Below are 20,754 nucleotides of genomic sequence, written 5' to 3'. Positions count from 1 at the left end.
CTCCCATTATGCGTATACTTTTTCTTTTTGAGTAGCCAACTTCATAACTTTTTCTTGCGAAGCTTCTTTAGAGTTAAGGATCCCCGTAAGATGTCCATAAGCCATAACAGCTATTCTGTCGCTTATTTGTAAAACCTCTGGTAATTCTGAAGATATCATGATAATAGCCATTCCTTGTAGTGCTAGTTCAGATATCAATTCATATATTTCCGCTTTAGCTCCCACATCTATTCCTCGAGTTGGTTCATCTAGTATTAGGATTTTGGGTTTTAAGGCTATCCATTTTGCTACTACAACTTTCTGTTGATTTCCCCCTGATAAGTATTTTACTCTTCTTGTAGGAGAAGGAGTTTTTATGTTAAAGGAATCTATTGCCCATTTACTCAAATCTTTTTCCGCTTTTTCATTCACAAATATTCGAAATCTCTTCAATTTATCTAAACTAGGAAGAGATATGTTATCTTTGACAGAATGAATCAAAATCAATCCTTTTCTTTTTCTATCTTCTGGTACCATACCAATGCCCAACTTCATAGCATCAAGTGGGTTATTTATTGTCACTTCTTTGTTGTCAACATAGATTTTTCCCGATTTCTTTTTTCTTAAACCAATTATAGTTTCCATGATTTCTGATCTTCCTGCACCTATCAAGCCGGAAAAGCCTAAAACTTCTCCCTCATTAACCTCAAATGAAACATCTTCGAATCCTTCGCCACTAAGATTTTCAACTTTCATGATCGTTTTACCAATTTCGTGTTCTTTTTTAATGTAAAAATTTTCTACTTTTCTTCCAACCATCATTTCAACAATTTTATCTCGATTAAGATCAGATATATTATTTGTTTCAACTAATCTTCCATCCCTTAAAACAGAAACTTTATCAGCTATTTCGAATATCTCTTCTAACCTATGGGAAACAAATATAATTGACACACCTTTTTGTTTCAAATTTCTTATAACTTCAAATAATTTCTCAACCTCATTCTGCGAGAGAGAAGACGTAGGTTCATCCATTATAATAACTTTAGATTCTTTGTAAGTAGCCCTTGCAATCTCAATCATTTGTTGAACGCCAATCGTGAATTTTTTTAACTTATCATTAGGATTTATGTTGAGATCGAACTCCTTTAAGAACTCTTTTGCAGATTTGTATAGTTTACCAAAGTTAAGAAAAGGTCCTCTTTTTGGTTCAGATCCTAAAAACAGATTTTCTGAAACGGATAAATTATCCATGACTGACAATTCTTGAAAGATAGTAACAATTCCTTCTTCAATAGCTTCTGAAGGAAGTTTCCAATATCTTTCTTTGCCCTTAAAAATTATTTTGCCTGCGTTTTGTTTATAAACTCCTGCTATAATTTTCATCAATGTGGACTTTCCTGCACCGTTTTCTCCCACAATGGCATGAACTTCCCCAGGATAAAAGTCAATACTTACTTGATCTAAAGCTTTTACTCCAGGGAATTCTTTAGAAATATCAACTACTTTTAAGACAGGGTTCATCCTTCTTTCCCCCCTCTAAGTTGATCGAAGGCTACGGCGATGATTATTACTGCACCGATTACAACTTGTTGCCAGAAAGAAGACACACCTAAAAGTATTAACCCGTTTCTCAGTACACCCATGATGATAGCGCCAATCACGGTCCCTAAGATGGTTCCTTCTCCACCTTGTAGACTTGTGCCTCCTATAACAGTTGCGGCAATAACATCTAGTTCATAACTTTGACCGGCATTTGCTTGAGCTACTCCCAACCATGCTGTCATTAAAAATCCAGCAAATGCTGCCAACAATCCATTAATTACATAAACCATTATCAATATTCTATCAGTTTTAATTCCAACCAATTTTGAGGCTTCTAAATTACCACCAGTTGCGTATATTCTTCTTCCAACGATAGTGTATCGTAGAAATATATATGCTATAATGGCAACTCCAGCAAAGTATAATACAGGGACAGGAACAGGTCCGACCATTCCTTGACCTTGTGAAGTAAATGATTTTGGAAAGGGAGATATTGGCCAGCCTTCACTTAATACATATGCTAAACCCCTTGCTATACTGAGCATACCGAGAGTACTTATAAACGGTGGAATTTTAACTTTGGTAATGAGAAGTCCGTTTGTTAAGCCAGCAGCCATTCCAACCAATAAGCCTACCAAAATACTCAGGACAGGATTCAAACCTAAATCGTGCATTAGTAACCCCATCACAACTCCAGATAAACCTAAAATAGATCCAACAGAAAGATCTATTCCACCAGTGATAATTACCATTGTCATACCGCAAGCCATAACCCCAATGAACGTCACATTTAAAATGATACTGAAGAGGTTATCAACCGATAAAAACCCTGGTGCAGTTATTCCCAAGAAAAGCATCAGAGCAATTAAAACCAAGAATATAGTGAATTCTCTTATAGCAAAAATCTTTTTCAATGTCTCCAATTCTTTTTCCTCCCTTTTATAAATGCTTAGATACTTTTTAAAATTTTTATTAATCAAAAGCGATGGGAAAAATAAGCTCCCATCGCTTAAGAAAGTTTATTTTATCTTTTGGTGTAAACTTTGTTGGCAAATTCAAAGAATTCATCAACATTTTCTGAGGTTACAATATCGACTCCCGTGTCTATAATGTAATCGACTGAACCGTCTTCATTTGTTACTTTTGGTAATAATTGTAGTGTTTTGTCTACACCCAATTTCGACATATTGTATAAAACAGCTAAAGATAAATATCCCATGTCATATGGCCTTTGACCAACCAGACCCTTCCAGGCGCCTGCTTTTACGAGTTCCAATTCTGGTGGCAAAGTGTCAAAACCAACAGTTAAGAGTGATTCTGCCTTTTCTATTCCTCCTAAGGCTTTAACAACCGTATCCACTGGAGCAAACAAGTGCCATCCTCCAGAAGTGAACCAACCATCTAAATTCGGATAACGTCTGGTAACATCTGTTAAAACTTGAACAGCTACAGCGGTATCGTCGTTACATGGGAAAGGATCTGCAACATAAACTATTTCTTTTCCTGTTTTTTGGGAGTATTCTTCCATGGCATCTTTGAATCCCGCGATTCTTTCGTTCAAATTAACTGCTGCCAACCCCCCTGTTAAAATAGCAAAATTCAAAGTAGTTTTATCAGGTTTGTATTGGTCGATAAGTTGTCCCATAAGTTCACCAGCAGCATATCCTGCATTGTAATTGTTAGTTCCCAAATATACATATCTACCACTATCTGGTGAATCAGAATCAAAAGTTACTACTGGAATATCCCTGTTCAAAGCTTGTTGAATGACAAATTTAATAGCTTCTGGATCATTTGGAGATATCCCAATACCATCCACACCGCGAATAATATAGGTTTGTATCTTTTGGGCTTGTTCTGCTGCATCAGCTTCTATAGGAGCATCAAATATTGCTTCAACTCCTAAGGCTTTTGCTGCATCTTTCATACCGTTTTCTACTGCGAACCAATAAGGGTTGTTCATAGACTTTGGTGAGAGTAAAAAGGTTTCAGAAAAAGCAAATAAACTCACTAACAATACTAAAACTACCAAAAAACGTTTCATAAAAACACCTCCTGTAAATTTTGTTGTTACAAAGTGACTATAGGTACCTATCAAACAAAAAATGCCTCACTATATATTTTTCAATATACTAAGGCATTCATGACCTGTTATTAAATTTTTTACTGAATATTGTCGTCCCACCCTTGAGGATGACTTTCTGAAAACATTTAATCATATTTTCATTTTTATGTCAACATCGATTAGGGGTGATTACATCCAATTAGAGTTGTTCTAAGTCATTTATTTTTGATTAAGTTAAAAAATCTTAGATTTTCTTAATTTATATAAATTTGGTAAAATTAACTAATAAAGATTTTTTGATTTTAGAGGTAATTGTTATGTCAAATCTGTTTGAAATTCAGGATTTTCGTGTAAAAGATCAAGACGCAGAACTTTTAAAAAATTTCTCCTTAGAAGTACAAAAAGGGGAAGTTATAACCATTGTTGGTCAAGAAGGCTCAGGTAAGAATGCCATTATCAATGGATTAATTGGTAAGTTACCTGTAGAGGGAAAATTGTTTCATATGGGGCAACTTATCCCTTTCAGACTGTATGATCTAAAGAAAAATAAGATTGAAATTATTAATCAAAAACCTAGGTTATTAGAGAATCTCTCTGTTTCAGAAAATTTGTTTTTAGATACTTCATATAAGAAGAACCAATCGATTTTTTATTTTAAAAGAAAAACTCAGAGAATAGTGGAGGAAATTTTAAAAAAGTATAATTTGAACTTATCACCAGAGATGAAAGTAGGGGACCTCACGTTAGAAGAAAAGAAAAATTTGGCTTTTGTGAGGGCTTTTTCTGTTAATCCAGATGTTCTGATTCTATACGAACCAGCTGAGAATATTTCTTTAAGTTCATTGATGAATCTTCACAATATGATAAGAACACACAAAAAAGAAGGTAAAAGTGTAATCTACATAACTAAACAATGGGAAGATGCCTTGAGAATCGCTGACAAGATCGCAATATTGAATGAAGGTGAGATCACGGAAATTCTGGATTCTCAAGAGGTCAAAAATAATCCTAAAAAATTGATAAATAAAATTATGGGAATTAACTCTGATGACAATAATGTAAATCCTGAAGAAAGCCAACTAATTGAATCGGTCTTTGAAGCTGCAGAATACTTAACATCAGAGTATGAGCTAGATGATCTTATGAAACTGCTTGCAAAAAATGCTGCAAAGGCGATGAAAGCAGAGGCATGTGGAATATCTCTGATGGATGAGGACACAAACGCAATAATAGACAAAGCTTTTTACAAACGAAATAAAAACGTGGAAGTTGAACCGAATGAATCAGAAATCTTAAATTTAATCGGCGATGAAAAAGTTTATTATTTTTCAAAAAGAGATAGAGGATTCGAAAAATTCTTTAAAATCAACAAAGATATTAATAGTTTTATATGTGTTCCTTTGTACATAAGATCAAGGTTGAGTGGCATAATCCATATTTATTACAAAGAAGTATATATATATTCTGAAGAAGAGATAAAGTATTTAGAAACTATAGCTCATCAAGCTGCGTTAGCAATTCATGACACAAGGTTAGTTGGAAGTTCTGTATTGTTACAAGAGAGTCATCATCGAATCAAGAATAATCTCCAGTCCATAATTAGTTTGATGTCTTTGTATAAGATGTCCAATAAAAAAGATTCGAGAAAAGATGTAATAGAGATGCTCGATGATTTAATGTCGAAGATAAAAAGTATAGCCGCAGTCCATGATTTGTTGTCAAAAGATAAATTGGGTAGAAGTATTATCAATCTCAAAGAGATGATAACTAAGATAGTCAAATTTATGAGCAGTACAAGAGAAGAGACTAAATTTAACTTTGAATTGGACGATATTTTCGTTTCATATAGCAAGGCCTCTGCGATAGCTTTGGTGGTGAATGAGCTGGTTACTAACAGTCTAAAGTATGCTTTTGTTGGTAAAGAAAATGGTGAGATTACTATTATTTCAAAATTCGATAATGAATCAATAAAACTAGTGATTTCAGATAACGGAGTAGGTTTCCCGCAAAATTTCGATATTCAAAATACTCAGGGGCTTGGTCTATCGATTGTATATTCTATAGTTACCAAACAGCTAAATGGGGAGATATATGTAGAAAGTGCTAATGGTGCCAAAGTACGAATTAGGATCCCAGTAAAACAGATTAGTAAGAATATTTCCATCGAAGAAATGGAGAAAATTTAAAGATGTTGGGGGTAAAACAATGAAGGACTTGAAGGTACTGATCGCCGAGGATGAATACCTAATTTTAATGGGGTTAAAAAGCAACTTAGAAAATTTAGGATGTAAAGTAATAGGAGAAGCTACAAACGGTAAAGAGTTGGTCAAATTAGCTTTAGAAAAAAAGCCTGATTTGATTATAGCTGATATCAATCTACCTGTTATGGATGGTTTGGAGGCATTAAGAAGGATAAGTGAGAAGGTTTTTATTCCTACATTAATTGTAAGCGGTTACGATGATGAAGAATTGATCGATAGAGCAAAAAATCTGGGAGTATTGGGATATCTAATAAAGCCAATAGATGAATCAGATTTGAAAGCCGAAATTGAAATCGCTCTTTCTAGATTTGAGGATATTAAGAGTTTAAAAAATGAATTAGAAGTAACCAAAGAAACTTTGGAATCAAGGAAATTAATAGAAAAAGCCAAAGGTATCATTATGGAAAGATTACGATTGAATGAAGAAGAATCTATGAAATTTTTGCAAAAAAAGAGTAGAAATTCCAACAAAAAGTTAGTTGATATAGCGAAAGAGATTATAGAAGCTGACAAGGCTTTTAGAATTGATTAAGTTGCACACAGCAGTCTATTTTCAATCTTTTATTTCTTCTACTTTGTATTCCATAATGTTATTTAAAATATTTTCATTGTCTCTCCATTTGTCACGAACCTTTACGTAAAGATCGAGGTAGACTTTTCTTTCAAAAAGTTCTTCGATGTCTTGTCTTGCCAATTGGCCGATCTTTTTAATCATACTTCCGTTTTTACCTATTATAATAGGTTTCTGACTTTTCTTTTCAACATAAATTTCTGCTCTTACGTACAAAACGCCATTCTCTCTTTCTTTCAGTTCTTCTATAACTACACCGCTTGAATGAGGAATCTCTTCCTTTGTTAAATGAAAGATTTTTTCCCGAATTAACTCAGAAATGATGAACCTTGACGGTTTATCGGTGATCATATCTTCTGGGTAGTATTGTGGACCTTCGGGTAATAAATCTATAATACTTTGTTTTAATTCAGAAAGATTTTTGCCCGTTAACGCTGAAATTTCAAAAGTTTTAAGTATGTTTGAACATGAACTATTTATTTTCTCTGCCATCAAGTTAATTTTTTCTTTGTCTTTTATTAGATCGACTTTGTTGACTAGAAGAATGGTAGGAATTTTTGATTTGTCAACTATTTCGGCAACTCTTAAATCTGAACTTCTTATCCCATCCTTCGCATCTATCATAAAAAGTATCAAGTCAACGCCTCTCAATGCGTTAATTGCGATATTAACCATGTATTCCCCAATTCTTCTTATAGGCTTGTGAATACCTGGTGTGTCGACAAAAACTATTTGATAATGATCTTCCGTTAAAATGCAGTTTACTCTATTTCTTGTAGTTTGTGGTTTGTCAGAAACAATGACCACTTTTTGACCCATCAAAGCGTTTATCAATGTTGATTTTCCTACGTTAGGCTTTCCAGCCAAGGCCACGAAACCACTTTTAAAACCGTTATTTTCCATATTTTCCTCCAAAGACTATATTTGATAAAATTACACTCATTATTTATATTCTAGTTTAGTATTAAGTAAAAGTCAAGTAATAAAAGGCAATTTGTCAAAATTTCTACAATCATTAGTATAGTTAAACAAATAAATGGTATAATCAAATTAACAGAGAAAATACTTGCCAATTTTATAGGCGGGCTGCAGAGAGAAGGGGCGTTAACAAAAACATATGGTATAATATAACTAGTTCAACAAACTATCGTGTAACCAAAAGGGGGGAGCTGATGAAAGGCACCAACATAACTCGCAACCGTCAGGACATTATCTTCAAAAAGATGTCGGAACTATTCAAAGATGAAACCCTCAAATATTATGAACTGAACTTACCAAAGATAATCTCAGTAAAACCAACAGAACTACCGGTAATAAACGTATCAGACAGAAACATGGATTTTGTATTCGAACTAGAAGACAACTCACTGTTACACTTAGAATTTCAAACCACGTGGAAGAAAGCAGACTTACTAAGATTTGCACAATACGACATAGCGTTATACCAAAAAGAAAGAAGAAAGATAAACACGGTAGTAATATACTCAGGGAAATACGAAAGTGCAGAAAGTGAATTGGACATGGGTTTAAATAAATACAAAGTTTTACAAGTATTCATGATAAAATACGATGGAATAAAAAGGTACAAAGAAATAAAAGGAAAGATAGAAAAAGGAGAACCACTAACGGATAAAGACTTAATGGATTTAGTATTCTTACCCTTGATGAGAAACGAAAAAAGCGAAGAAGAAGTGACAAAAGAGGCGTTAGAGTTAGCGATTGAGATACCAGATGAAAACAAAAAAGAAGCGGTAATAGGATCGTTATTAGGGTTCTCAGACAATTATGTAAGGGAAGAGTACCTAAACAAACTGAAAGAGGTGATACGAATGACAAAGATAGGAGCCTCATTATTTGAAGAAGGCGTGGAAAAAGGTAAAAGAGAAGGTGAAAGAAAAGGCAAAATTGAATTTGCAATTAGAATATTAAGCAAAAGACTTGGCAACCAATTAACTGAAGAGATAAAAGAGAAAATAAGAAAAGCCAATGAGAAAACGCTAGATTACATAGGGGATAACTTGTTAGAAATAACAATAGAAGAACTAAAAGAATTGTTAAAATAGTTGTAATAGGATGATCCGTTACTCATCAGAAGTATCTATACTGTAATTGTATTGTTGAAGATATCACTCTTTTTTTATGAGGAGTGATATCTTTTTTTAAAGTATTTCACTAATAATTTTTTATTATAAAATAGCTTAATGTTATAATTTATAAAAAGAACATAAAAGAAATCTGTTAAATGCTTAGAATAGTAAAGTTAATTACCGTTAAAATTAAAAGGAGCGAGCAATATGACTAAAGAAGAAATTAAATTTTTCGATGCATTGGAAGACATTTTTGTTGGGGCAAAGGTAGAAGGAGAATCAGGATATATTAATTTAATGAGAATCAAATCAAATTACTACAAAAAGGGAGTATTCCCACAACTTAAAAAGGATATAGATGATGCCTTAAAACCATTTCCTAAGTTCAGGGGAGAATTATTTGATAAACTTTATACATTTTTCAATCGCTACTTCTCTGAAACAGGTTCAATCTACTTCAGGTACACACCATTTCATCAAAATGTCTACGAAAAGGTATATACAGACGATAAAGATGTTATCTTATTCTGGAAAACACACATGCTATATTATGTTAAAACAGATAGATTATTCAAAAATTTAGAAGTAGAAATAGACGAGCACAAGTATTATTTTGATGTTTCGACATTAGAGTATAAAAAAGCGAATGAAAAAAGAGAAATAATATACGAGTTTAAAGAAGGAAGAAAAGATGGAATGATGTTTTTCAATGTATTATACTCAGAAAGAGGAAAGAAAACAAAGATCGATGATATTTTAAGGTCCTTGAAAAAAGAAGGGATAACAACAACTGAAGAGGAGTTAAATAAAGCCTTCAGAGTCTTTGAAAAACAAAGTGAAGTAGATTACTTTATAAACAAGAATGCAAAAGAATTTTTGAAAGAACAGTTTAATATTTGGTTATATCAGTACGTTTTTTCTGGAGAGAGTGAATGGACAGAAGAAAGAATAAAAGAATTGCAAGTACTGAAAGACATAGCGTTTAAGATAATAGATTTTATTTCACAATTTGAAGATGAGTTAGTAAAAATATGGAACAAGCCAAAGTTCGTTTTAAATTCTAACTATGTGATAACTTTGGATAGGATAGGCCAGAAAGATATAGAAATTATAGAAAAAATAATGAACCATCAAGGATTTGAAGAACAAGTAAAAGAATGGAAAGAGTTAGGGATTGTAGATAAAGAGTTTAACAAAAACAATATTTTAGAGAACAGTATAACAGGAAAACAATTAACTGAGAAGTATAAACATCTCCCAATTGACACTAAATATTTCAAAGATTTAGAACTTGAGTTTTTAGAACTTTTTGATAATTTAGATAATTCATTAGATGGCTGGCTTATAAAGAGTGAAAACTATCAAGCACTAAACACAATTTTGCCTAAATTCAAAGAAAAAGTACAGACTATATACATTGATCCGCCATTTAATAAGGAGCAAGATGGAGATTATTTCTATTCGGTGAAGTATAAAGATAGCAGTTGGATAACGTTGCTTGAAAATAGGTTGCTGTTAGCAAAGGATATTTTGAATAATAAAGGAAGTATTTTTGTCAGATGTGACTATAATGGGAATATGTTTGTTAGGCTTTTGATGAATGAAATTTTTGGGGAAGAGAATTTTAGGAATGAGATAGGAATAAATAGAACAAAGAAAATTTTTACAGGAGTTAAAGGTTATAACATTGCTACAGATAGTTTGTTTTTCTATACAAAGGAAGATGAATTCAAGTTTTGTGCTCAGTATAAACAAAGAGAAAAGGAACAAAAATGGTTAAATATGCATTCTCCTGGTGAAAGGAAGCCTCCTGAAAGAATTATATTTGGTAAGTTACTTTATCCTCCTAAAGGAAGACATTGGACGTTTATTCAAGATACCATTGATAAAATGATTGATACGGGGAGAATAAGAATAAAAGAAGATGTAGAATATGTAGATTTAAGAGGAAATAGGGTAGAAGGGATGCCACAATATTTAACAAGTGAAGCAGAATTATTAGATTCTAATTGGACAGACATACCTGGATATTCTTTTTCGACAGATTTTTCTACTGAAAACTCTGAAATCCTCCTTAAGCGTGTTATAGAATCCACATCTAATGAAGATGATTTAATTATGGACTACTTTTTAGGAAGTGGCACAACCACAGCTGTTTCCCACAAACTTGGTAGAAAATGGCTTGGTGTTGAGATGGGAGAACATTTTTACAGTGTAGTTTTACCCAGAATGAAAAAAGTTTTGGCTTACGATAAATCTGGTATTTCAAAAGAAAAAGATGTAAAAGAGAAATACAATCAAAATAATGCAGGTGGCTTTTTTAAATACTATGAGCTTGAACAATACGAAGATACTTTAAGAAAAGTAAAATATGAAGATTCAACACTCTTTGATAGAAGATCCGTACAATCAATATGTTTTTATGAAAGACTTAAAGATGATTGAAGCTCTTGAGATTGATTATGAAAACAATAAGGTAAAAGTAGATTTATCTAAGCTATATAAAAATATAGACATCGCAGAAACATTATCTAACTTAACTGGCAAATGGATAAAGAAGATTCACTCGGACTACGTGGAATTTAAAGATGGTGAGAAAATAAATTTAAAAGACTTGGATTATAAACTCATAAAACCTCTGATTTGGTGGTGAACATGTTGGAAGCATTATTACAAGATATGATAGAAAATATACAATTTGAAGATTTACCAGTTACGTGGAATACTTTTGATTTTGAAGGGTTTTCAGAAAGCAAAACTCTTTGGGATTATCAACAAAATGCAGTAAGAAATGCTATCAAGGTATTATGGAAGTATTTTGAGGATTTTGTAGATTATCAAAATAACGAAAGTTTGGAGATGAACAAAGTAAGAAAAGAAAAGCTTTTTAATTGGTACAAAGACAATGGCCTAGATAGTGATTTTGATTTTAAATTGACAAATAAAAGCAACTACAAGCTTTTAGCAGAATATTACCCTCAAGTAGATGATAACAGGCTTTCTTATGAGAACTTTATCAATCGTATGAGTTTTTGGATGGCCACGGGAAGCGGTAAAACGCTTGTTATCATAAAACTAATTCAAATTTTATCAGAATTAATTAACAGGAAGGAGATCCCTCCACATGATATTCTCGTTTTAACCCATAGGGACGATTTGATAGAGCAGCTTAAAAAGCATGTGGATGAATTTAATAGATCTAACGAAAATAACATATATTTGCATGAGTTAAAAGAATACTCTGAAATAAAGCGAGATCCTAAATTATTCGGGACAAGCATTTTTTATTACAGATCTGATAATTTAAGTGACGAGCAAAAAGATAAGATTATAGATTTCAAAAACTATGATAATGATGGGAAATGGTACATCTTTTTAGACGAAGCTCATAAAGGAGATAAAGAAGATTCCAAAAGGCAACATATTTATTCTATTATGTCAAGAAATGGATTTTTGTTTAATTCTTCAGCAACGTTCATAGATCCAAGAGATATAGTTACATGTGCTTATGAATTTAATCTTTCAAGTTTCATAAACGCAGGATATGGTAAGCATTTGAGCATTTTAAAACAAGAGATAAGGGTATTTAAAAACGATAAAGAAGATTACAACAAGGAAGAAAAACAAAAGATAGTTTTGAAATCATTGATTCTTCTAACTTATGTGAAAAAGTTTTATGAAGAAATTACCCGTATCCAAGCTGATTTATACCATAAACCATTACTTTTAACTCTGGTTAATTCTGTTAATATTAAAGATGCAGATCTTAAATTATTTTTTAGAGAACTTGAAAAAGTAGCGGTCGGTGAAATCGATCTTGAGATTCTAAAAGTGGCTATTGAGGAGCTTTGGGAAGAGTTACGCAAAGAACCACCCTGTATGTTTGAAAAAGACCAAAAAATAAAGATAGAAGAGTCCACACTAAAGAGTATAACAAAAGAAGAAATATTAAAATATGTATTTAATTCAACCGTTCATGGGGAAATTGAAATAATAATTAGACAGTCCAATAACCAAGAGTTAGCCTTTAAATTGAAAACAAGTGATACGCCGTTTGCATTAATAAAAATAGGAAATATATCTGAATGGTTAAAAAGTGAGTTAGTAGGATATGAATTTCAAGAGAGATACGAAGGTGAAAGTTATTTTGAAAATCTGAATAAGGAAGAATCTGATATTAGCATTCTTATGGGATCTCGAAGTTTTTACGAAGGTTGGGATTCCAACAGACCTAATGTAATTAATTTTATAAACATAGGAACTGATAAGAGTGCAAAGAAATTTATTCTTCAATCAATTGGTAGAGGTGTGAGAATAGAACCCATAAGAAATAAGAGGAAAAGAATATTGCAGCTATACAATGCCAAAGAAATTGATCAAGAAGTGTTCGACGCAATTAAAAACAAAGTTTTACCAATAGAGATTCTATTTATCTTTGGAACGAATAGAAAAGCTTTAGAAACAGTTGTTCAAGAGTTAGAACAAGAAAGAAAAAAAGATGGCGAGAATCAGCTTACACTTTTTGAAAATGACAAAATCAAAAAGAAAGATTTACTTGTACCAATCTACAAACAATCAAAAGTGCCTATTTTAGAAAGGAAAGAACAGATAAAATTTGAAATTTCTTCGGAAGATCTTGAGTTATTATCTAAATTAGGTGAATTTATTACCGATGATAGAGTGTTTCTAATGAGATACGAAACGGAACCAAAGAAAATAAAATTTTTGAGAGGAAGTCTAAAAGAGCGAAGCAATTTTAATATCAAAGAGAAAACCATTAAAAATGTAGATTTGCTTGTTCAAAGGTTTTTTAATTATCTTAACCTTGCTCCGAAAGACTTTCAGGGCCTCAAAGAATTAGATGAAGAAATAAAACATTTTAAGGAAATCAGAGTGTATTTGAAAAATATTTACGAGATACAAAATAAGATTGAAAAAGTTAAAAACTCTACGAAGTTTATGAAAGAAGTAGAAGAACAATATGGGAAAATACCACTGGAAGAATATTTAAAGAAAGTAAAAAGCATAAGTGAAGAGGAAGAATTTGAAAGTGGGGGTCAACGAATCAAAATAAAGTATGTTCCTAATCATTATTACGTTCCACTCATACTATCTGAAGATGAAAAAATAAAGTATATAAACCATATTATAAAAGTACCAAGTGAATTAAAGTTTATAAGCGATCTTGAAAATTATTTAAAAAGAGAAGACAACAAGTTCGAAGAATTTGATTGGTGGTTTTTTAGTAAATTAGATGAAAGTTTAGATGAAATCTATATTCCATATTATAATCCCAACATAAATAAAATGAGTAGATTTTATCCTGATTTTATTTTTTGGCTAAAAAGAAGAAATGACTATTATATTCTTTTTGTAGATCCAAAGGGAACTGAGCATTCAAGCGCTTATAGAAAAATCGATTGGTATAAAAAGTTATTTGAAGAAAATGACAAAGAGAAAGTTTTCGAATATAACGAATTCAATGTGAAAATAAAACTATTAATGAAACCAGAAGATCCTGCTAAAGTGCTTTCAGAGTATAAGAAATACTGGTTTGATGATATTGAAAACATGTTGAATTCTTTAATTTAAAATTATTTCGCTGTTTTGCCTTCACATTAATCCTAAATTAAATATGGTATAATTTCAGTGAAAAAGTAACCTCAATCTTTGCTCTATTATCTGGCAAAGGAGGTGAAAAAATGGTCGAAGTAACCAATGATCTTTCTTTAAAGGTAGAAAATCTAAATTCCCAAGTTGGTGGATTCAGGCTAAAAAATATCTCTTTTGAATCACCAGGTGGAAAAGTTTTAGCTATTTTAGGACCTTCAGGTTCGGGTAAGACGGTACTATTAAGAACCCTTGCGGGTTTGAATAAAACTGAGTCTGGAGCAATTATCTTTGAAGATGAAAGGATAGAAAAGTATTCTCCAAGAGACAGGAAAGTCGGGTTTGTCTTTCAAAACTATGCAATTTTTCCTCATTTAGATACGAAATTGAATTTAGGTTTCCCTTTGTACATTGGTGGGAAAAAGAAAAAAGAAGTGTATGAGATAGCGATAAAAGCGGCAGAAGAGTTAGATGGTTTACCAAATTATTTAGAAATAAAGCCCGATGAATTGCCTGAAGGCATGAAGCAGTTGATCGCCTTTGGGAGAGAAAAATTACACGATTGCAGATTGTTGCTCCTTGATGAACCGCTAAGTCAGTTGGATAGAAAGCTTCACGTAGAAATGAGAGCTTTGCTCAAAAGATTTATAAAAGAGTTAGGTAAAACAACGATCGCAGTTTTCAGTGATCCTGAAGATGCTTTGTCAGTGAGTGATTATCTTGCTATACTGGATGATGGAGAACTTCTGCAATTTGGAGAAACCTTCCACGTTTACCAGAACCCATCAAACTTAAAAGTTATGGAACTTACTTCCAGATTAGGATTGAACACAATAGACGTTGAAATCAAAGGTGGTAACGTATTAAATAAATTAAAAGTGGATAAATTAGATGGCAGTTACAAATTGTGTTTTAGACCAGAAGAAATAGTTATTAAAGACGAAGGATTCGAAGTTCAGACGATAGAAAGTTATATCTACGACTCTTCTCATAATTTGGTAGAATGCGATTTCCATGGAAAACCGATCAGACTCTTGGTACATAAAAATGTACCTGAGAAGTTTAATTTTATCCCAACTAATCCTAAATATTATTGATCATAATCTAAACCAAGGGATTTTGGAGGTTGCTCTCCAAAATCCCTTCTTAAAAAGTAATTACGAAGGAAGGCAGAAAAAAGAAAAATGGGTGGAAAATACGTTTTTGGAAAAAGTTGGTGGGGCAAAAAATGGGTAGAGGCCTTAGAAAATATCGACAGGGATACTAACAGGTTGCCACGCGGTAGAAGTTACGCAAAAAAAGGGGCGGTTTTGGAGATTAAAATTCAAAAAAACTCTGTAATATCAGCAAGGGTTCAAGGTACGAGGCCAAATCCCTATAGAGAAAAAATCGCTTTACCTTCATTTACGGAAGAAGAGAAAGAAAAAATCAAAAAGGTACTAAATGAAAGATTAGACCTTTCTGCGATGTTAATTGGTGGAAACCTTCCAGAAGAACTTTTAGATATCACCAAAAATATGGGAATAAAGTTGTTCCCAAAAAGTTGGAATGAGATAAACGCACATTGTTCATGTCCCGATTGGGCAAATCCTTGTAAACATTTGGCAGCCGTTTATTATATTATAGCCGATGAGATAGACAAAGACCCTTTTTTGATCTTCGAAATGCACGGCATGAAAAAGAAAGATTTGATAGAAATCGCTAAAGAGACAGAAAAAACTTCTGATTCTATATTTACAGATAAAAAGGAAGAACCTACCAAACCGATGGAACAACCAGATCCTTCGTATGAAAAATATGAGATAGAAAAGGTTATAAACCTACTACCTGATGAAGCCTATTTTTACGATGGAAAGAATTTTAAAAACCTTCTGTTGAGAATGTACAATCAGTTATCGAAAGCAATAAACGAAGAAGATGGAAGGGTAGATGAAGAGTTTAACCCATATTTCAAGGAGACAGAGATAAAATTTATTTATTCTCCCATTACTCCATATATAATTTTAGAAGGTGAACCGTTAGAAAAATTAGAATGTAAAAAAGAAAAGGACTATTTTACGGTGCATTACGAAGATTTATTTGATTTATTTGGATCGATACCTCTTGTGGAAACCGATGAGGACAGTGAAGCATCACTATTTTTAAAAAGATTGGTTTCTTTCGTATACAAGCTTATAGATATGAAGGCATTTATCCCCACTCCACAAAAGATAAATGAAGAAGATTTTGTTATCGATTACTCACCTGTTTACTTTAACGATTATGTAAGAGATTACGTTAATTATTTGAGTTCTATCGTCCCCGTGGATCTAATAATCAACGAAAAAGGGCAGTACATGAAAAGGAACAAGATTGTTGAATACCTTGTATCCCAGTACCTCAAATATCTCATCAAAAAGTATTACAAATCGGAAGTGAAGAATAAAATAACCGATGTGTTCTTTGAATCTAAAGTTTACACCGCCCAAAAGTTTGAAGAAAAAAGAACCTACGAAAGTATAAAGAACTATCTTGAACCTTTACTCTTGAGGCAAAGCAAGTATCAATTAGTTATTAGTATAGAGGATATGGGAGAGTTGTTTTTCAACCTATCACTCGATATCTACAGAAAAGATGAGCCTTTTGATACTTACCAAGATATAAAAACTTTCTTTGAAAGCCAAGAAGATGGAAAGTCAGAGGTCTTGAAAGAGATTGTAACTATTGCGAAATACGCAGAATTTTTTGGGGAGTTTTTAAAGAAGAAAAGTTCTAAAATAATGGTCAATACGGAACAATTATCTGAAATAATGATAAATGCTATGCCCATATTGAAACTCCTGAACGTTGAAATACTAGCTCCAAAAGGACTTCAAAAGGTTTCAAGACCAAAACTCGTTTTAAAAGCAAACTCTACAGACAACCATGTATCCTTTTTATCTTTGTCCAAGCTCATACGATTCAATTACACTGTACTAATAGGCGATTCAGAAATTTCACTTGAAGAGTTTGAAAAGTTGGCAAAAAAATCAAAAGGGATAGTTAAGATAAAAGAAAATTACGTGTTTTTGGGTGCCAACGAGTTTGAGTCTATTATGGAAAAGGTCAAGAATATAAACTTAACCTCAGACTTTGAAACTTTGAAAGTTATACTTTCACAAGAGATGAACGGTCTTCCCGTGATATTAGATAACAACCTTCAAAAGTTTTTAGAAGAATTGAGGAAAGTTTCTCCGGTAAGGTTGCCAAAAAATCTTAATGCGGAGTTGAGGCATTATCAAAAAACTGGATTCAGGTGGTTGTACACGAACTTAGAAAAAGGTTTCAACGTTTGTATAGCGGATGATATGGGGTTGGGTAAGACGGTCCAAGTTATATCAGTAATTCTCAAAATGAAGGAAGAAAAAGCCTTAGAAAATCCTGTTTTAGTGGTATGCCCAACGACGCTTGTTGGGAATTGGTACAAGGAGTGTAAAAAATTTGCACCTACTTTGAATGTAAGTATTTACCATGGAAGCGATAGAAAGTTTGAGGATAATTCAGATGTAATTATAACAACTTACAGTGTAGTGAGAAACGAGGTTGAATTTCTAACGAAAAAAGAATTTTCAATGGTTGTTATAGACGAAGCGCAAAACATAAAAAATTCGGATGCCCAACAAACCAAAGCGGTAAAAGCCCTCCGCGCTCCAAAGAGGATCGCAATGACAGGGACTCCCATAGAAAACAGATTAACTGAATTATGGAGCTTATACGATTTCCTTATGTCTGGATATTTGGGTGGAAAAAATCGTTTTGTAGAAACCTTCGCAAAACCTATTGAAAAATACGGGGATACAACGGCAACCAAAAGATTACAAAGTTTGATAAACCCGTTTTTGATAAGAAGAATTAAAACTGATAAAAATATCATAAAAGACCTTCCGGAAAAGTTCACATACGACGAATATGTATACTTAAAACCTTCACAAATTGCACTTTATAAAGAGGTTGTTGAACACGTAGAGGAAGAGTTGGAAAAGATGGAAGCTGATGGCATCCAAAGAAAAGGATTAATACTTAAAATGTTGACATCACTCAAACAGATCTGCAATCATCCTGTTAACTACACTAAAAAAGGAATTCCTTTACCAGATGATTCTGGTAAAACTGAGAAATTATTGGACCTACTTCAAAATATTTTAGACAACAACGAAAAAGTGGTACTTTTCACTCAATACAAAGAGATGGGAGATATATTAACGAAGATACTGACAGACAATATTAAGATAGAACCTCTATTTTTCCATGGAGGGCTCAACAGGAAAAAGAGAGATGAAATGATAAACGACTTTCAAACAAAGCATAGATACCCAATTATGATCCTATCTTTAAAAGCTGGGGGTACGGGATTAAATTTAACGGCGGCAAACCACGTCATACATTACGACCTGTGGTGGAACCCGGCAGTGGAAAGTCAGGCAACCGATAGAACTTTCAGGATTGGTCAAACAAAAGACGTGATAGTTCACAGATTCATCACTTTAGAAACTTTTGAAGAGAAAATAAATGAGATGCTAGAAAAAAAGAAAGAATTATCTGAAAATATTATAAAAACAGGAGAAAGCTGGATAACTGAGTTGTCTAACCAGGAGATAAAGAACTTATTTAAATTAGGTAATTAAGGTTTAAAATTATTTTCTTATTACTTCCATAAAGGAGATGGAAAAAATGAATAGTGAAAAACTACCTTTGAAAACTAAGTTATTCTATGCGTCGGGGGATATTTTTGGTGGCGGTGCTTTCAATATAATAAATTTTTTCTACGCTATTTTCCTTACCGATGTCATTGGTCTGAAGATGCAGTATATTGCTCCCATTCTTTTAATTGGTAGGATTTGGGATGCTGTTACAGATCCTTTAATGGGATTCATTACAGATAATACAAGAACTAAATTTGGCAGAAGAAGACCTTACTTGTTGGCAGGAACCTTTTTGATCTTTATATCTTTTTTCATTCTTTGGTATCCAGCAAGTTTTCCTAATCAATTTGGTAAATTCATTTACGCACTAATGGCATATATAGCTTTTACAACTGTATTTACTATGGTTATGACTCCTTATACTGCCTTAGGAGCCGAATTAACGTTAGATTACAATGAAAGGACTTCTTTAAATTCATATAGACTTGCCTTTTCGATAGGTGCGGGTTTGGTTTGCGCAGTGCTTCCAATGTTAATTGTGAATGCTTTTTTTGATATCAGAACAGGGTATATAGTGATGGCAATAACGTTTGGCTTAATCTTTTCAATCCCGTGGATTGGTGTTTTTCTGTTCACCAAAGAAAGAAAAGAATTCTCTAAAGAAAAAAGTACTTTCAACTTTTTCAATATGTTTTTTGAACCTTTTAAAATCAAAAGCTTTCGACTCCTTATCGCTATGTATCTTCTAGCTTACTTATCGATAGATGTAGTTTCAACCATTTTTGCCTATTATACTAAATATTATATTGGAAATGAAGGCTTACTTCCCATAGCTTTAGGTGCTCTTTTCATAACTGAAATTGTTTTTATCCCATTTTATGCCTTTGTTGCTAAAAAGACTTCCAAAAATATCTCTTATATTTTAGGCGCATTAGTATGGTGTGTTGCGGGATTCATTCTTTTTACGTTGCCTCCTGATGTAACTATGTTCCACATAATTTTAATGGCTGCAATAATAGGTGCAGGGGTTTCGGCAGTCGCAGTTATGCCTCATACTATATTTGGGGATGTTACCGATGTTGCTGAGTTAAAATTTGGTAAAAGAGAAGAGGGTACTTTGAGTGGCCTGATGACGTTTGTCAGGAAAGTAGCATCTGGCTTGGCTGTTGCAGGAGTTACCTTTTCATTAGGATTAGCAGGATTTGTTAACCCAATAAACGGTGTAGAACAGCCTCAGCCTGAGAGCTTTTTGTTTGCGTTGAGATTTATAATTTCTTTCGTCCCAATAATTTTATTGGTTTTAGGAATAATTGCAGCAGTTAGATATCCTTTAAATTCAAAAAGGCATGAAAAATTAAGAGAATATCTAGAAGCGAAAAGAGCAAATAAAACAATAAAAGAGGAATTAGAAAAAGAAATAACTGAATTGAAAAAAGAATTGATTTAAAGTAAAAAAAGTTAGAGCCATTGTTTATAAATTATAAAAAGAAAGAAAATTTAAGTATTTACTAGATAAATGTCTCTAATCGGTGATAAATGACTGTAATTAGTTGTAATTGGTTATAATTGATTTTGACAATATAAAAATTTTAATATATAATTAATTTGAAAGTTTCTAAACCACATAAGTTGTAAAACAATGAAACAGTGAAACTAGGCTTAAGACTTAAAGTTAATAAAAGCGATAAGGTGGAGAAGAAGAGAAAACCTTAGTAAGTATTGATATATTGAGGAGCGGGTAATGGCTCTTTCGGTTCTCTTCCAAAAAGTGTGGGTAGAAAAAATGAAACATGAACAAATGATTAAATAATCTGGTATCATGTAAGAAAACACAAAAATACACAAGGAGTGATGCCAGATGAGAAAAGAGTTACCCAAATTCTTCGAACAGATACTGAATATAACAGATCCATGGTACATAGAAAAGATAGAGCAACAAGGAAATACAATCAACATATATGTGGATTTCAAAAAA

At 32.6% G+C, this 20,754-nt stretch carries 13 protein-coding genes; 9 read left to right on the top strand and 4 right to left on the bottom strand.

Annotation, left to right across the window (positions count from 1 at the left end):
* Positions 1-6 precede the first annotated feature (6 nt).
* The 3 genes from AA81_RS01920 to AA81_RS01910 all read right to left on the bottom strand — a co-directional run bounded on the left by AA81_RS01920 (position 7) and on the right by AA81_RS01910 (position 3,568).
* Positions 7-1,503, bottom strand: a complete 1,497-nt coding sequence (locus tag AA81_RS01920; RefSeq protein ID WP_103898010.1) for a sugar ABC transporter ATP-binding protein — start codon at positions 1,501-1,503, stop codon at positions 7-9.
* A complete protein-coding gene (locus AA81_RS01915) occupies positions 1,500-2,447 on the bottom strand; it encodes an ABC transporter permease (protein ID WP_211292626.1) in 948 nt (315 codons plus the stop codon). The genes AA81_RS01920 and AA81_RS01915 overlap by 4 nt, the downstream gene beginning before the upstream one ends.
* Before the next feature lie 101 nt (positions 2,448-2,548).
* Positions 2,549-3,568, bottom strand: coding sequence for a sugar-binding protein (locus AA81_RS01910; protein WP_103898009.1), 1,020 nt, complete (start codon positions 3,566-3,568; stop codon positions 2,549-2,551).
* 338 nt (positions 3,569-3,906) lie between these two features.
* On the opposite strand from AA81_RS01910, the gene AA81_RS01905 reads away from it, so the two are divergent.
* Both AA81_RS01905 and AA81_RS01900 read left to right on the top strand, forming a co-directional pair.
* Complete coding sequence (locus AA81_RS01905; protein ID WP_103898008.1) at positions 3,907-5,775, top strand: ATP-binding cassette domain-containing protein; 1,869 nt, start codon at positions 3,907-3,909, stop codon at positions 5,773-5,775.
* Between the two features lie 19 nt (positions 5,776-5,794).
* Positions 5,795-6,382 carry an ANTAR domain-containing response regulator gene (locus tag AA81_RS01900; protein ID WP_103898007.1) on the top strand — a complete coding sequence of 196 codons (588 nt, stop codon included), beginning with the start codon at positions 5,795-5,797 and terminating at the stop codon, positions 6,380-6,382.
* A gap of 21 nt (positions 6,383-6,403) precedes the next feature.
* Here AA81_RS01900 and era read toward each other — a convergent pair whose 3' ends face one another.
* Entirely contained in the window at positions 6,404-7,324 is a 921-nt protein-coding gene (gene era / locus AA81_RS01895; RefSeq protein WP_103898006.1) for a GTPase Era, read from the bottom strand.
* Positions 7,325-7,593: 269 nt separating this feature from the next.
* Here era and AA81_RS14515 point away from each other — a divergent pair, with 269 nt between their 5' ends.
* The 7 genes from AA81_RS14515 (at position 7,594) to AA81_RS01860 (ending at position 20,226) form a co-directional block, all read left to right on the top strand.
* Positions 7,594-8,484 carry an RpnC/YadD family protein gene (locus AA81_RS14515; RefSeq protein ID WP_103898005.1) on the top strand — a complete coding sequence of 297 codons (891 nt, stop codon included), beginning with the start codon at positions 7,594-7,596 and terminating at the stop codon, positions 8,482-8,484.
* A gap of 231 nt (positions 8,485-8,715) precedes the next feature.
* A complete protein-coding gene (locus tag AA81_RS01885) occupies positions 8,716-10,953 on the top strand; it encodes a site-specific DNA-methyltransferase (protein ID WP_103898004.1) in 2,238 nt (745 codons plus the stop codon).
* Positions 10,898-11,161: a hypothetical protein gene (locus AA81_RS01880; protein ID WP_169999579.1), complete on the top strand. Its 264-nt coding sequence runs from the start codon at positions 10,898-10,900 to the stop codon at positions 11,159-11,161. The genes AA81_RS01885 and AA81_RS01880 overlap by 56 nt, the downstream gene beginning before the upstream one ends.
* 2 nt (positions 11,162-11,163) lie before the next feature.
* Complete coding sequence (locus AA81_RS01875; protein ID WP_103898002.1) at positions 11,164-14,100, top strand: DEAD/DEAH box helicase family protein; 2,937 nt, start codon at positions 11,164-11,166, stop codon at positions 14,098-14,100.
* Between the two features lie 110 nt (positions 14,101-14,210).
* On the top strand, positions 14,211-15,215 hold the full coding sequence (locus AA81_RS01870; protein WP_103898001.1) for an ABC transporter ATP-binding protein: 1,005 nt from the start codon (positions 14,211-14,213) through the stop codon (positions 15,213-15,215).
* Positions 15,216-15,302: 87 nt separating this feature from the next.
* Positions 15,303-18,761, top strand: coding sequence for a DEAD/DEAH box helicase (locus AA81_RS01865; protein ID WP_103898000.1), 3,459 nt, complete (start codon positions 15,303-15,305; stop codon positions 18,759-18,761).
* Between the two features lie 46 nt (positions 18,762-18,807).
* Positions 18,808-20,226 (top strand): MFS transporter, encoded by a 1,419-nt coding sequence (locus tag AA81_RS01860; protein WP_103897999.1) that lies wholly within the window; start codon positions 18,808-18,810, stop codon positions 20,224-20,226.
* The last annotated feature ends 528 nt before the right edge of the window (positions 20,227-20,754 follow it).

Source organism: Petrotoga halophila DSM 16923, from assembly GCF_002924615.1.
Note: the sequence above shows the minus strand (reverse complement) of the source record. Positions and strands in the feature narration are given on the sequence as shown.

What these genes read in the sequence shown, in the direction of transcription:
- AA81_RS01870 (WP_103898001.1), top strand. Translation starts at nt 14,211, where the DNA reads ATGGTCGAAGTAACCAATGATCTTTCTTTAAAGGTAGAAAATCTAAAT.
- AA81_RS01865 (WP_103898000.1), top strand. Translation starts at nt 15,303, where the DNA reads ATGGGTGGAAAATACGTTTTTGGAAAAAGTTGGTGGGGCAAAAAATGG.
- AA81_RS01860 (WP_103897999.1), top strand. Translation starts at nt 18,808, where the DNA reads ATGAATAGTGAAAAACTACCTTTGAAAACTAAGTTATTCTATGCGTCG.
- AA81_RS01910 (WP_103898009.1), bottom strand. Translation starts at nt 3,568, where the DNA reads ATGAAACGTTTTTTGGTAGTTTTAGTATTGTTAGTGAGTTTATTTGCT.
- AA81_RS01900 (WP_103898007.1), top strand. Translation starts at nt 5,795, where the DNA reads ATGAAGGACTTGAAGGTACTGATCGCCGAGGATGAATACCTAATTTTA.
- AA81_RS14515 (WP_103898005.1), top strand. Translation starts at nt 7,594, where the DNA reads ATGAAAGGCACCAACATAACTCGCAACCGTCAGGACATTATCTTCAAA.
- era (WP_103898006.1), bottom strand. Translation starts at nt 7,324, where the DNA reads ATGGAAAATAACGGTTTTAAAAGTGGTTTCGTGGCCTTGGCTGGAAAG.
- AA81_RS01905 (WP_103898008.1), top strand. Translation starts at nt 3,907, where the DNA reads ATGTCAAATCTGTTTGAAATTCAGGATTTTCGTGTAAAAGATCAAGAC.
- AA81_RS01885 (WP_103898004.1), top strand. Translation starts at nt 8,716, where the DNA reads ATGACTAAAGAAGAAATTAAATTTTTCGATGCATTGGAAGACATTTTT.
- AA81_RS01920 (WP_103898010.1), bottom strand. Translation starts at nt 1,503, where the DNA reads ATGAACCCTGTCTTAAAAGTAGTTGATATTTCTAAAGAATTCCCTGGA.
- AA81_RS01875 (WP_103898002.1), top strand. Translation starts at nt 11,164, where the DNA reads ATGTTGGAAGCATTATTACAAGATATGATAGAAAATATACAATTTGAA.